19 protein-coding genes are annotated in these 12,030 nt (G+C 40.5%); 2 read left to right on the forward strand and 17 right to left on the reverse strand.

Going from position 1 to position 12,030, the window contains the following annotated elements:
- Positions 1–128: 128 nt before the first annotated feature.
- The 4 genes from V8G47_RS16395 to V8G47_RS16410 form a co-directional block, all read right to left on the reverse strand.
- Positions 129–581, reverse strand: coding sequence for a GNAT family N-acetyltransferase (locus V8G47_RS16395; protein ID WP_336201072.1), 453 nt, complete (start codon positions 579–581; stop codon positions 129–131).
- A 293-nt stretch (positions 582–874) separates the two neighbouring features.
- Entirely contained in the window at positions 875–1,069 is a 195-nt protein-coding gene (locus tag V8G47_RS16400) for a hypothetical protein (protein WP_336201073.1), read from the reverse strand.
- Positions 1,070–1,102: 33 nt separating this feature from the next.
- Positions 1,103–1,630, reverse strand: coding sequence for a chloramphenicol phosphotransferase CPT family protein (locus V8G47_RS16405; RefSeq protein ID WP_336201074.1), 528 nt, complete (start codon positions 1,628–1,630; stop codon positions 1,103–1,105).
- A 35-nt stretch (positions 1,631–1,665) separates the two neighbouring features.
- Complete coding sequence (locus tag V8G47_RS16410; protein WP_336201075.1) at positions 1,666–2,466, reverse strand: class I SAM-dependent methyltransferase; 801 nt, start codon at positions 2,464–2,466, stop codon at positions 1,666–1,668.
- 109 nt (positions 2,467–2,575) lie between these two features.
- Between V8G47_RS16410 and V8G47_RS16415 the strand changes: the two genes are divergently transcribed.
- Positions 2,576–3,070 carry a hypothetical protein gene (locus V8G47_RS16415; RefSeq protein ID WP_336201076.1) on the forward strand — a complete coding sequence of 165 codons (495 nt, stop codon included), beginning with the start codon at positions 2,576–2,578 and terminating at the stop codon, positions 3,068–3,070.
- Positions 3,071–3,143: 73 nt separating this feature from the next.
- Here the strand turns inward: V8G47_RS16415 and V8G47_RS16420 are convergent, their stop codons facing one another.
- The 13 genes from V8G47_RS16420 to V8G47_RS16480 form a co-directional block, all read right to left on the reverse strand.
- The gene (locus tag V8G47_RS16420; protein ID WP_336201077.1) at positions 3,144–3,509 is read right to left on the reverse strand and encodes a hypothetical protein; all 366 of its coding nucleotides are present in this window, start codon (positions 3,507–3,509) and stop codon (positions 3,144–3,146) included.
- Between the two features lie 69 nt (positions 3,510–3,578).
- The gene (locus tag V8G47_RS16425) at positions 3,579–3,788 is read right to left on the reverse strand and encodes a hypothetical protein (protein WP_336201078.1); all 210 of its coding nucleotides are present in this window, start codon (positions 3,786–3,788) and stop codon (positions 3,579–3,581) included.
- Between the two features lie 54 nt (positions 3,789–3,842).
- Positions 3,843–4,361 (reverse strand): phosphoribosylanthranilate isomerase, encoded by a 519-nt coding sequence (locus tag V8G47_RS16430; protein WP_336201079.1) that lies wholly within the window; start codon positions 4,359–4,361, stop codon positions 3,843–3,845.
- Positions 4,345–4,890 carry a GNAT family N-acetyltransferase gene (locus V8G47_RS16435; protein ID WP_336201080.1) on the reverse strand — a complete coding sequence of 182 codons (546 nt, stop codon included), beginning with the start codon at positions 4,888–4,890 and terminating at the stop codon, positions 4,345–4,347. The genes V8G47_RS16430 and V8G47_RS16435 overlap by 17 nt, the downstream gene beginning before the upstream one ends.
- A 14-nt stretch (positions 4,891–4,904) precedes the next feature.
- Positions 4,905–5,666, reverse strand: coding sequence for a hypothetical protein (locus tag V8G47_RS16440; RefSeq protein ID WP_336201081.1), 762 nt, complete (start codon positions 5,664–5,666; stop codon positions 4,905–4,907).
- Entirely contained in the window at positions 5,663–6,124 is a 462-nt protein-coding gene (locus V8G47_RS16445; RefSeq protein WP_336201082.1) for an NUDIX hydrolase, read from the reverse strand. Before V8G47_RS16445 ends, V8G47_RS16440 begins: the two co-directional genes overlap by 4 nt.
- Before the next feature lie 327 nt (positions 6,125–6,451).
- On the reverse strand, positions 6,452–6,802 hold the full coding sequence (locus V8G47_RS16450) for a nuclear transport factor 2 family protein (RefSeq protein ID WP_336201083.1): 351 nt from the start codon (positions 6,800–6,802) through the stop codon (positions 6,452–6,454).
- A complete protein-coding gene (locus V8G47_RS16455) occupies positions 6,795–7,376 on the reverse strand; it encodes a hypothetical protein (protein WP_336201084.1) in 582 nt (193 codons plus the stop codon). The genes V8G47_RS16450 and V8G47_RS16455 overlap by 8 nt, the downstream gene beginning before the upstream one ends.
- The gene (locus V8G47_RS16460; protein ID WP_336201085.1) at positions 7,363–8,100 is read right to left on the reverse strand and encodes an HAD family hydrolase; all 738 of its coding nucleotides are present in this window, start codon (positions 8,098–8,100) and stop codon (positions 7,363–7,365) included. The genes V8G47_RS16455 and V8G47_RS16460 overlap by 14 nt, the downstream gene beginning before the upstream one ends.
- Positions 8,101–8,112: 12 nt before the next feature.
- Positions 8,113–8,658, reverse strand: coding sequence for a GNAT family N-acetyltransferase (locus V8G47_RS16465; protein ID WP_336201086.1), 546 nt, complete (start codon positions 8,656–8,658; stop codon positions 8,113–8,115).
- Between the two features lie 265 nt (positions 8,659–8,923).
- Positions 8,924–9,292 (reverse strand): DUF3147 family protein, encoded by a 369-nt coding sequence (locus V8G47_RS16470; RefSeq protein ID WP_336201087.1) that lies wholly within the window; start codon positions 9,290–9,292, stop codon positions 8,924–8,926.
- Positions 9,283–9,699 carry a MarR family winged helix-turn-helix transcriptional regulator gene (locus V8G47_RS16475; protein ID WP_442970870.1) on the reverse strand — a complete coding sequence of 139 codons (417 nt, stop codon included), beginning with the start codon at positions 9,697–9,699 and terminating at the stop codon, positions 9,283–9,285. The genes V8G47_RS16470 and V8G47_RS16475 overlap by 10 nt, the downstream gene beginning before the upstream one ends.
- Positions 9,700–9,827: 128 nt before the next feature.
- On the reverse strand, positions 9,828–10,298 hold the full coding sequence (locus tag V8G47_RS16480; RefSeq protein WP_336201089.1) for a DinB family protein: 471 nt from the start codon (positions 10,296–10,298) through the stop codon (positions 9,828–9,830).
- A 147-nt stretch (positions 10,299–10,445) separates the two neighbouring features.
- Between V8G47_RS16480 and V8G47_RS16485 the strand changes: the two genes are divergently transcribed.
- Positions 10,446–11,672, forward strand: coding sequence for a TolB family protein (locus V8G47_RS16485; RefSeq protein ID WP_336201090.1), 1,227 nt, complete (start codon positions 10,446–10,448; stop codon positions 11,670–11,672).
- Positions 11,673–12,030 lie beyond the last annotated feature (358 nt).

Here is a 12,030-nt window from a genome sequence, read left to right on the forward strand (position 1 = left end):
TGGCCTTCCAGATACTCGGTGACAAGTTTTAGTTTAAATTCTTCACTATATTTAGCCATAAAAACACCCCCAAAAGTTAGTTTTCTACTCTAACTTTTGGGGGTCGATACCCTCGGAAGGGTCTCTTCTTATAAATCCTGCGACAACCGGATCATATCCCTGCACTGAATTCCATTTTCATAAATTTCTTCAGGATAATGTCTCACGAAGAAGTCCAAATCCACCCCAACGATCCTGAAACCACATTTTTGATAAAGGGCCAATTGCCCGACGCCTGAATTTCCGGTCCCGACTTCAATGGTCTTGTACCCTTTCTCCCCAGCCACCTTTACGGCATCCATCACCAGCTGTTTACCGATTCCCATCCCATGCATCTCTTCTGCAACCGCCACATTCACTAGCTCGATGGTTTCCGGTCTTGTTGGCAGTAAGACGTATACGCCAACGATTTTCTTTTCGAGCTCTGCTACAAAGCATTCTCCTCTGGTGGTATATTCCTTCACGATGGTCTCTGAAGGATCTGCCAGGAGAAGCAATTCCATGGGAAGTTCTTCAGTCTCGTTTAGTTTCTTAATAATCATTTCCTACCTCCGCTTATTCACTAAAATTTCCAATCTTAGAATAACTTATTCTGATCAACACATGAAGAAAAAATATTCATCTAGGCATATCACCTTTACTAACCTAAAAATAATAGTATACTGAAATTATTCTTCATCTTGAAGATAGTGGTTTAAGGCAGGACCCCTTATTGTAAATCGAAAAATTCCTTATTTGTAGCGGCTTACCAAAGTGTTGTTGGTAAGCTATTTTTTTGTGCATTAAAATAGAAAGGATATCACATACCAATATTCATAGAATCATGTACTCGTTTCTATTCTGACTTTTTCTCCTTCTGTTCAAATCCCTGAATGAATCTTATAAGAAACACAGTCCCTGCACAGTTTAGAATAATACTCGCACTGAGGATGACCGCCCACAACGGGGTTGGAAGCGGGAGAATAAATGATAATAATAAGAATAGAATTCCTGCTAATACAAATACGATACCTTTTGTTATATGGTTCATGAATCTTCCTCCAGGAAAAATAAGATATTAAGCTTACACTTTTTGTTTAATCAATCGAATACATTCCTCAGCCGTTGACATGGATGTATCCACCGTCACATCATAGTTCATACCTTTGTGCACGATAGTAGCCTGTGATACAGCCATCCCTTCAATGCGGTCTCCTCTTTCTTTCTCACGGGTAGCCGCTATTGCCGGATCACAGTAAACACCGATCCACAGCACCTGTAGCCCTTCCAAGGCAGTCTCCCATTTTTGACGACCCTCCAATCCACTAAGAAAAACATCGTCGATGATGATCCTGGCTCCTCTTCGTGCCATCTCTCCAATACCGTGCATCCATGCTGATTCCAGCTCTCTAAATTCCGCACCTGGACTGACCGATCCATCTTCACCGAATTTCATTCCGCTGTCTTTCTTGAGCATGGCATCAGGCATAGACTCGATCAGGTCATCTATGCTGAATCTCAGCCATGGCTCTGAAAATGAATGTTGGAGGCATTTTGCGAGGATCGTTTTACCGGAGCTTGAGCCTCCGTTTAGGATGATGATATTGGTCATAGTGATTGCCTCGCTTTCTTAAAAAATGGATTGACTTACAAGCTAAATGATCTAGACTCAAACAATCCCGTTGACTTTGTGATATGAATAGCTTCATTGTTGGCTTCTTTTTCAGATGCAAGGAAACGAAGAAACTCTTCTAACGTGTCATCGACTAAGATTTCATTAAGTTCTGTATTTGAAGAAAGCAGATAATCTAAAATGGCTTTTTCGTCTGTAATCTTCAACCCGCCTGGAAAATCTTTATAGACGATTTCATTGAAATAGCCCTGAAGCTGCTCAGCCCCATTTTCCACTCCGAAGTTCAAAGCATGTTCTCTGGCAGATGGAAAGTCCAGATTAGGATCAAAGCGCTTTAACAACTCACCAAATTCTTTCAAGTGATTCTGGCCGATCGTTGAACTGTAGAATGTTCCACCTGGCTTTAATATTCGCCTTACTTCACTTAAAGCTTTCTTTCTATTCGGGACATGATACAACATGTGGTTGGCAATGATCACATCGAAACGATTATCTTCAAAAGGAATATCTTCGATGTTAAGTTGAGTGTACTGGATATTAGGTATTTCTATTAAATTCTGTTGAACAGACTGAACCATCCCCTCTGAATAATCAGAGAGAGTTAAGCTCCAACTAGAATCAATCCGATTTCTATTTTTCAACCAAAAAGTACCGTCTCCACATCCGATTTCAAGAACCCTGCTATTAGGAGATATGTTTATTTGTTCAAAAAGCCATCGATGCCAATCCATTTTATTTTCACTATATTTTTCGTGAATGTTGATCCGGGTATTAAGCTTCGTTGGATTGCGGTATTGTTCTTCTAATGAGTTCATTTATTATTTCCTCCACACACTGGATTTTAAATTCTTCGATACCTATCTGAATAATTTGAAACATTTCCCATTGAGAATCGTATAGACTAATAAGGGGGCGATTTTACGAATGAAAAACCTGGCGATAAGATTATTCATGTTAACAGCTCTTGTAGCTATAGTGGCAGGATGCAGTGCACCCAAGGAAAGTGATGAAAACGCAGAAACCATCCAAACCTTTTTGAAAAATGAATTCACTGGACCTGATGATGAACTCAAAGCTGCATTTGAACAAGATGGTGCCTTTCCACCAGAATTAAAAGAGTATGTAGATGAGAACTATAAGCCTCTGGTGATGGATTGGGAAGACATGTTGAATACGAATCACATTTTATTTTATCAGCGTATGGCGTATGAAAAAGGGTATCAATTGAAGCCAAGTAATATTGAAGTGAAGAAAGATCAAGATCTCGCTTATGAGTATGAAGTCAAAGTGAAATACGAGAAAAATGGTGAAACCAATACTACAACGGTCAGTGGACGAATGAACCTCAATGAAGAGGGGGATATTGTGACGATCCGGAATATGGATGATGGGGGATTATTGGAGAAATTGAACCAGTAAACCCTTACACCCAAGGGAACTCCTGAGATAAGGAGTTCCCTTTTGGTTTGGTAATATGAGAGAGTCTACGATGTTACTGTCTTTCAATCTTCAATCCATCCTCACTCGGAGACAGATACTCTTTTCCCCCAGTTGAAAAATTCCCTCTTTGACGATTAATTTCTGCATACTGAACCACTTTACCCTCATGTAGAAAGACAAGTAAGTAGATATCCTCCCTACTACTGATATGGCTTGGATCATCATATTCAACCCCCAGCTGTTTTTCAATATGCTCTTCGGGTGAATAGGGTTCGAACAGGTAAGCTTTGTCCCACTTGAAGTCTGTTATTGAATTGATTTCAACTTCCCTGTTCTTATGATCTTTAACCTTAGAAAAGATGGACTTCTCGAAGTCTTTATTATGCTTAACACCATTGTTATTGCAGCCAACTACCATAACTAATACGAGAAAAAGGGAAAAAGGCAGGCTTCTCAAGGCAAACATCTCACTTTCTTTTCATGAAAATTAAGCGGATGGCCCACCACCGCCACCTGTTTGGTTGTTGCCATTCGTGGCTTGTTGAGAATGTTGAGCCGACTTTTGATAAGCTTCATCTCTTGGATCTGACGAATTCTTTTTTATACTGTCTCCATAAAACTCCATTTTCCTTGAACCGATAAAAATACGGATGGCAAAATATAAGATGACGATTCCTAGAAATATCAAAAAGTACATGATTACACCTCCATTATTTCGAATTTGGCTTATTTTTACTGTATCATAAATAGTTTATGAGTTTGCTTCTTCACTCTGAGAGCTTAACTCACGTTTCAGATACTCGATCTTCCCCAAGTCCTTATGATTATTTTGATCTGCCCGGTAGCTGTCCTTGGAGGAAGCTTCGTACACGCGTAAATATTGTTTGTGATTCAACAAATAATAGGTCGCCTCTCCCTTTTGATGAATCTCTAAATCTTCCATCCGAACTCCAGCAAATTCCGGCAGCGTATCGATGATTCCAAACTCCACGGATAATCCCTCTTTCGAAAATTCATGTTCATGCAAATCGATCAGCGCATAGCCCATGGAATTCATGAGCTCTACAATTTCACTCCAGTTATGTATGGATGTTTCTGCAGGGACTTCCCATCCCCGCTTATCACCAGGCACATGGATGTCCAGATCCTGTGCATCCCAGCTCCTTCCTGTGACCACTTCCAATCCCACCGACCCCATTAGCAGTGGCGTAATGCCCATCCCATTTAACTTCCGGGCAATATCAATAAACTCCTTAAATTTTTGATTCATAGACAAATTCCTCCCTGAGAATACTCATCCGGAGTCGGTCAACGAACTCTCCGTTTCTCAATCGATCCTGTCTTAAAATGCCTTCTTCCACATATCCCATTTTTCTGTACGATTTGATGGCATTTTCATTATCGATCTCCACCCTGAGCCAAATCTTATTCAGCCCGAGTTCCTTGAACCCCCATTGAAGCATCGCGCGCATGGCGGCTAATCCGTAGCCTTTCCCCCAGTACGTTTTATCCCCAATTGCAATCCCCAGTTCCGCATGTTTATTTAACCGGTCAATATTTTTCAAATCGATCCAGCCGATGTGTTTGCCTTCTCCCGTCATGATCGCCTTTTGTTCATATCCATTGGTTTTGTTGATGCACATGTCGATCCAGGCACGGGTTTCTTCCAGGTTGAAGGGAGGATATTTTTCTGGCATGTTTAAGTATTTGGTCACTTCTTGATCCAGGCACCAATGGTAGCGGTCTTCTGCATCGTCCTGCGTCAATTCTCTTAGTGTCACGTATGCGGTTGTTTTCATAATCATGATTCCTTTCAAACTTGTATGCTTTTATAACGCTCTAATATCTCGATTAGAATTTCTTCGTTGTATCCCGTTTTCCCATGAATCCTTTCAGCCCATTCGGACACCGTTTCAAGCTTCGAGTCTTTCATCAATCCTTCTGTCGTACTCATAAAGCTCTCCCAGTTATAAAACTCCCAATGCGCCGTTTCGGATTGGTACGGGATTCTGCACTCCAATAATGGATGATTCTTTATCATATGTTGAGAATGCTCAGCCGCCTTCAAGAAGGTATCCATCTCAATTCGTTCAGTCTGGAAAACTTGTTTCGATACTTTTCCATTTGGTCTATGATAGAGGATTTCAGTACCTGATGGATGAGCTTGAACCTGCACCTTTGCAGCAGGAAAGAAACCATCTACTTTTTCGTTGGAGTAATCGGGACTCTTCGAATCTATTAAAATCGGCTTCAACCATTGATCGCCCAGGTCACAAAGGAATCGTTCCCCTTTTTCATTCAGAGCAATGACGGCCGCATGAGCCTCTTCTGAATTCAGGTTATGACCGACGGGATAAGCCTCGACGCCATCTCTTTTAAACTCATCCAGTAACCAGAGAGCGAGATCGAAACAATTCCCCGACATGCCGAATTGTTCCCGATGTTCACGCATAAGAGAGACCTCACGCTGTTTCTTCACAGTCCCCTGGTGATAAAACCAGACTTTCGTTAACGTTTCCATGGGAAAATCATTAAATTTTGTCCATGTTTTCAATATGCTTTCTGAAGCGTTCATACTTGCACCTTCTTTAACTGATCTATGTATGGCGTAATATAGCTTTTATATTCATCTGTTAATCCATTCGGCAGTTCATTCAGTTTGAAAAATTGGACTGCAACCGATTCGGTTTCATCAATGTTCATTTTTCCCCTCACGTCCTTCGTGACATAAACAGCCGTGATGGAATATAGTTCATCCCCATTTGATACTTTGAAATAATAGTCCTTACCGGAGAAGATATTTACAAGGGTCAACTCCCCGATCTCAAGACCGGTTTCTTCCTTCACTTCTCTCCTTGCCGTCTCCTCTAAACTTTCACCCAGTTCCATCAATCCTCCCGGAAGCCCCCAGCCACCGTCTGTCCGGTGCTGCAGAAGGACTTCCTGTTGGTCGTTTAAGATGATGACGACAGCCCCGGGGAGAATGAGGGGTCTGGTGCCAACGAGTTTACGCAGATCTTTGACGTAGTTCATTGTTTTTCCTCCAGGGAAAGGACAACTAAAATACTAATCATAAACATGCTTATTTTTTTCAAATGATGTTCCCCCTTGATACAATAGCCATATTACTGACAATTCCAATTATTCCAGTTTATTGACAACAACTCAATATATAGTGATAAAAAAGAAGCTTATCATTAGAGATTGATAAGCTTCTATCTTCACACTTAATGAAGTTCTCTTGTTTCTTCAATCTGTTCAAGATGCCCTTTTGCATGTCCCGCTACCATCTTGATCATTTTCCTGACGGTAAGCTCACCCTGGTCTTCCGTTTGAATTTTTATTTAAAGATTAATAATCCTAACTAACCCTGGTACCTTGATGAAACACCATTTGCCATCTTTCATCTGCCCATTTCCAAATCGAACTCCTCAACGAGTGTTGGTGAGTTTCCTCATTGAAAATTCTATATGTTGTCAATACGATTTCATCAGATAATGCTTGAACTTCAAAGTGATCCATTGTCATTTTCACTAAACCAATACCTTCTTCACTGATTTCCTGATCTTGATAAAGAATCTTACCCGAACTCCCAATCTCAAAAAAGCCCTCTGCGAGAATCCGGGTAAGCTCTGTTTTGGATGAGCGAGTTTCTGGTTTTAATAGATTCTCTTCTAGCTGGTGGAGATGATCTTTTAAAGTTTTATTCATACCTTTCTTCTCCCCCTTTTGAAGTCTTCAATTGAATCCCGTACTTATCTAATTTCTCTTTGATTATTTCATAATCCGATATAACAATCTTATAAATCCATGTATAATGATCGCTTTGCAAAAAATTCACTACTTCTTCGTATTGGATTTTCTCCAGTATTTGATAGAGAGAATCTAGCTCGAGCCAATTAATGATGATGTGAAGATAACTCGAAAATTCATCCCTTGCTCCATTCGGATAGCCAACTGGAACTATTGGATAAATAATTTTCAGCTCTTGTATTGCTAATTTAATTTTATGAAAATGCTGAACTGCATACCAATGGATTTGTTCATGTATAAAAGTAGAAAGTAGAATATGTTCTTTCCCTAAGTGTCTGGTATTTAACGTTAATACCGGGTGACTATGAGGATTATCGGCTGATTCGTTAATGATTACAGCATCTGTAAAGAAATAATTCTTCAAATTATACTTCCTTATTAAAAAATCCAACTCTGTTCTAACCCGAATCTCATTAACCGTGCTGTTTTTACAAGTTATTTGAATGCCCGCTGAGCTATTACCCACTGCCACCCACCAAAATATCTCTTATTTCCATAATAGAAGATACAATTGCATACGGAGTATGATCGGTTGGCTTTTCTTCCCCTCTGAAATTGACCCATATCGCTTCCATCCCTGCTTCCATGGGACCGACTACATCATGCGTCCACGAGTCACCTATGAATATCGTCTCTTCAGGTTTCCTATTAAATGCTTCTAGAGCAGTAGTAAAGATTCTGGAATCAGGCTTTCTAAAACCTAATGGTTCTGCATGGAATATTTTATCCTGGCTGAATATCTCCCCTAAACCCATGTTGAGTATCTTTTGTTGAGGGTCATAAAGTCCGTTCGTAACAATTCCAACTTCAAATTGCTTATTCAGTTCATTCATTAAATGTAATACGGATTCATCGGCAGTAATAAAATTCATACTCCTGTTAACAAAGAGTAATTCAAGCTGATCAATTTCCTCAATCTCTGCTTTTACCTCAAATGAATCAAGAGCACTCTTCCATCTTTCTCTTTTAAATTCAAATGTAGTTAGTTCACCACTTACAAGTTTATCGATTAGAGATCTTGGAGGTTGTTTTATTTTCTTCAAAAATTGTTGTTCATCCATTCCCTTTGTCAATGGATGCTCGGAAAGAGTCTGAACAAGCCCGTCGTCAAACCAGGAAGAATTTTCAAGAAGCGTGTCATCCAGGTCAAATAAAAGAAGGCTATACTTTTTCGTTGGCTTATCTGTCAGATTCATAGGAACCACTCCTTACGGATGTAACCGTCCCATCACCACAGTATCGTAGTAACGTCCATCCGATAATAATTTATCACTCTTCAATACTCCTTCAACTTCAAATCCGTTATTTTTATAGAGCATGATGGCTTTTCCATTGGTTTCGAGGACATTCAAGGTGATCTTCTTCATGTCGTTGTCATCTGCCCAGCGTATGCTCATCTTTAATAGATTTTTCCCGATGCCGTATCCCCAGAATTCCTTTAATACACCTACACCGAACTCTACCTTATGAGCAATCCGCTTTAATGATTTTCCTTCACATCTGGAGAAGCCTGCAATCCTGTCCTCGACTACACATACGAGGAAGAGGTTTCTTGGACTCTCTGTATCTTCTCTGATTATATGTTTAAAACCCGGCTCATCTATGTATGCCTCACCTTTTACCCTATCCATGTTTTCTGTCTCTCCATCGATTTGAAGCCGGACTTCTGACAGTTTCTTAGCATCTTCTTCTCTTGCTGACCTTATGATATAAGGTAGATTACGAATATGAAATTCTATTGTATTAATGACCATTCGTATCTCTCTCCCAACTTCGATGATAAACCTATATCCATTATCCAATAATTTCTAATTCACAACAACACTATTAATCTGTTTGAGAAAAAGTTTGGAATTCAAATTTCCGACAAACAGCTCATAAATAGTGAATGTTGTTTAGACTGAGATCCAAAAAAAATAAAATTCGAAAGCTGAGGTCTAGTCCCCCAAAAAACTCCTGAGGATCTGGCCCCAACTAATCTTAACTGAATTAACCTGATTTACTTTTTTGATACATGTCCTACTTCTGAACGAACAAACCTATTAAAGATTCTTTAAAATATTTCAGAAACAACTCTTGAATAAATAAAAACAATCCCCATCCGAATATTCCGATCCCAATTGATAAAAATAGATTAATCGAATGCTGAATCGCTACATATACGAGTACCAGAAGGAAAGCAGTCGCCGGGAATCCCCAAAGGACCCCTAATGCAAATTTGCTTATTTCAGTGGATTGTTCGCCTTGAACGTACAGCCAGATAATACTCAGTAAACTTACTAAAGGCAGTGCTGCGATTATGCCTCCGTATGAAGGAAATCTTCTTGAAATTTCAGTCACCACACCTATAACGACTGCCGATACAATAATTTTCGCCATCACGTACATTCTTTTGCCCTCTTACTTAGTATTTTGAGGGCTTGTTCAACCAGTTCTTCTTCATCGTCGTTCAGTTGCTCCAAAACCTTTCCTAGCTTTTCTTCATCCAGGCTTGTATTCCTATACAAAACCTCTTCCCCTGATTCTGTTAAACTCAGGATTACTTTTCGTTCATCAAGGGGATCTCTCACCTTCACTAAATACCCTTTTTCAATCGTTCTCTTTACATGCTCTGATGCTGTATTATGAGAAACTTGTAAGTATGAAGCAATTTCATTTACCCCAACTCCTGACTTCTTGTCTACAAGTTGAAGAATACGAACCACCTGATGAGAAATTTTTTCTCTATGGAGATAATGCAAATGAAAATAAATATCCGTCCAATACTGGTTTAACAACATAACTTTATCTTTCAATAAGAACACTCCTTTGTATCGTTAGTAAAAATTATATCGTAATATACGATATAAAAGAAAGGGTTTTATTTTTTATATAGAAAAAAGCTGAAGACCCTTTTTGATCCCAGCTTTTCACGCCTCACTATTCACCTCTGCGACGGCCACGCCCCCTGCATCTTCCTCAATTGCATGATCTGACCCGTATGGTAAGCATCATGCATCATGATGTCCAACAATTTTTCTTCAAGAGAATTTTCTTCAAGCATTTCAGCCGTTGTTTTACTAAGCGCTTCCCTTAAGCGACCATGGGCCGATTCAACACGCTCAACGACTGCTCCCCATTCCTTGTCATCATTTATTTGTTCCGTTAGATAGAAAGTATCATTGCCATCGAGAGCTTGAGTCCATTCACGGCCTTCCAATTGTGCCGTCAGTCTTTCTTTGTAATAAGTAAGGTGATTTACATTCTCCCATATGGTTTTCGCTGCTTCTCCATCCGGTCTCCAATAAGCCTGTTCTGCCGTGAGTCCTTCGATTGCTGGTTTGAACGGGGCATACCAGCTTTCCTGGTCGTATGTTGTGTCGAGCATTCTTATGAGTAGATCTGTTCGATTCATTTTCGTCTGCCTCCTTTATTATGTCGTTCCATTGATAGTATTCATCATAAAGGGATGAACTCCTTCTTTTAAAATACTATCTTTATCACATAAAGCATTCCCTCATGGAAAATAGTAAGACCATATACAAAAAAGGAGACTTACCAAATGAAAAAAGCAATCCTCCTAGCCTTCATCCTTTCTCTACTTTTTCCTTTAGCCACATCCGCAGCTTCATTCGATGGAGTAAAAGCCGCTTTTATCAGGGAAGGGAATGTGTGGACCTTGGTAGATGGAAAGGAAAAACAACTAACGAATACCGGTAATGTGCACTCTAAGCCGAAATGGTCGACCGACGGCTCCCTCCTCGCTTTTCAAGTAGAGACAGCAACGGAAGGGCAATCAGAACTATGGACCTACAATCTCAATACCCGACAAAAAAAGCGAATTTCATATAACGGCACCTCACCGGAGTGGGCTCCCCATAAAAACCATCTTGCCTATATTAATAATGGAATATTAGATATCTCTGACCTCAACCGATTCTACAACATCGCAACCGGGGTCAGTGATTTCACGTGGCTCCCGGACGGCAGTGGATTCCTTCTATCTTCATCTGGAACCCTCAATCCGGATGGATGGTCTAGTGCCTCTTTGTTTACTAAAAAAGTCGGCAATCACTATGAGGATATTGTATTGTTCGGAGGCGTGGAGCCGTTTTTCACACTACCTAAAGAAATCGGGACAAATGAACAAAACAAACTGATTGCCGTCAATGCGGAAGAGCTGACCTATTCCCCGAGTGGCAAGTGGATTTCGTTTGTGGTGTCTCCCACCGCTTCCTGGTCCATGGACAGCGATATGGTCTGTGTCATTGATAGTCTAGGAAAGAGTTTCGAGGTACTGGACGAGATGATTTTGCAGGTAGGACAGCCGAAATGGTCACCTTCCACCGATACATTAGCCTATATCGCAGGCGGCGGAAGAATCGTGTTCGGCTTCAAAAATAAGGACTTAAAGGTAAAAGAAATGCCTGCGTCAGGGACATACACACCTGCCGATTACGCTGACCTTGATTTTGATTGGATGACTGACAAATCACTTGTCGTGTCGAGGATCAAGGAGCAAGAGTGGACAAACGACTTTAGCAAGCATCCCCTGCCCGTCCTTTACACCTTGAGTATCGATTCGAAGAAACAAATGAAGATAACCAGCCCTCCTAAAGGGTCTGGAGACTATGCTCCTCAGTATATCTCGTCCATTGGTAAACTCGCTTGGTTAAGGGGGAAATCCCTCACTGATACGAAAAGGGATCTGTGGATCGGAAATAGGGATGGGACTGAAGCTATGGAGTGGGTTCGGGATATTGAGGAGATTGTTTTCTACACAAGCTAGTAAGTTTTGTGATATCATGCGCGGGATGTTTCTTCCTTCTTTCTTTCCTTAGGATAAAGAATTTTCGACATCCCGGCACGATTATTTGATATCTCGCATGATAATCTCTATTCCGGCATGAAAAGTCCAGATCCCGCTCGATTATCTACCATCAGGCATGATTCCTTTCATTTCCCGCATGATACTCCCGCAAAGGAGATTGCTGACTCAGAGATCATCTCACAAACCGGCCATGAGACTTGTCCTGGACCCAGCTCCCATCTACAACAGACAATTTCATGGTCTAAAAAGGGAGGGTTACATTCAAATCACGCCTAAAAATAGGGATTTCTCTCCCCTCACACTCAATTTGATATCT

The organism is Rossellomorea sp. LJF3 (genome assembly GCF_037046045.1).
Lineage (GTDB): Bacteria > Bacillota > Bacilli > Bacillales > Bacillaceae_B > Rossellomorea.

Bases quoted from the DNA above. Each gene is read 5' to 3' on its own strand.
- V8G47_RS16395 (WP_336201072.1), bottom strand. From the start codon at position 581: ATGATTATTAAGAAACTAAACGAGACTGAAGAACTTCCCATGGAATTG.
- V8G47_RS16400 (WP_336201073.1), bottom strand. From the start codon at position 1,069: ATGAACCATATAACAAAAGGTATCGTATTTGTATTAGCAGGAATTCTA.
- V8G47_RS16405 (WP_336201074.1), bottom strand. From the start codon at position 1,630: ATGACCAATATCATCATCCTAAACGGAGGCTCAAGCTCCGGTAAAACG.
- V8G47_RS16410 (WP_336201075.1), bottom strand. From the start codon at position 2,466: ATGAACTCATTAGAAGAACAATACCGCAATCCAACGAAGCTTAATACC.
- V8G47_RS16415 (WP_336201076.1), top strand. From the start codon at position 2,576: ATGAAAAACCTGGCGATAAGATTATTCATGTTAACAGCTCTTGTAGCT.
- V8G47_RS16420 (WP_336201077.1), bottom strand. From the start codon at position 3,509: ATGGTAGTTGGCTGCAATAACAATGGTGTTAAGCATAATAAAGACTTC.
- V8G47_RS16425 (WP_336201078.1), bottom strand. From the start codon at position 3,788: ATGTACTTTTTGATATTTCTAGGAATCGTCATCTTATATTTTGCCATC.
- V8G47_RS16430 (WP_336201079.1), bottom strand. From the start codon at position 4,361: ATGAATCAAAAATTTAAGGAGTTTATTGATATTGCCCGGAAGTTAAAT.
- V8G47_RS16435 (WP_336201080.1), bottom strand. From the start codon at position 4,890: ATGAAAACAACCGCATACGTGACACTAAGAGAATTGACGCAGGACGAT.
- V8G47_RS16440 (WP_336201081.1), bottom strand. From the start codon at position 5,666: ATGAACGCTTCAGAAAGCATATTGAAAACATGGACAAAATTTAATGAT.
- V8G47_RS16445 (WP_336201082.1), bottom strand. From the start codon at position 6,124: ATGAACTACGTCAAAGATCTGCGTAAACTCGTTGGCACCAGACCCCTC.
- V8G47_RS16450 (WP_336201083.1), bottom strand. From the start codon at position 6,802: ATGAATAAAACTTTAAAAGATCATCTCCACCAGCTAGAAGAGAATCTA.
- V8G47_RS16460 (WP_336201085.1), bottom strand. From the start codon at position 8,100: ATGAATCTGACAGATAAGCCAACGAAAAAGTATAGCCTTCTTTTATTT.
- V8G47_RS16465 (WP_336201086.1), bottom strand. From the start codon at position 8,658: ATGGTCATTAATACAATAGAATTTCATATTCGTAATCTACCTTATATC.
- V8G47_RS16470 (WP_336201087.1), bottom strand. From the start codon at position 9,292: ATGTACGTGATGGCGAAAATTATTGTATCGGCAGTCGTTATAGGTGTG.
- V8G47_RS16480 (WP_336201089.1), bottom strand. From the start codon at position 10,298: ATGAATCGAACAGATCTACTCATAAGAATGCTCGACACAACATACGAC.
- V8G47_RS16485 (WP_336201090.1), top strand. From the start codon at position 10,446: ATGAAAAAAGCAATCCTCCTAGCCTTCATCCTTTCTCTACTTTTTCCT.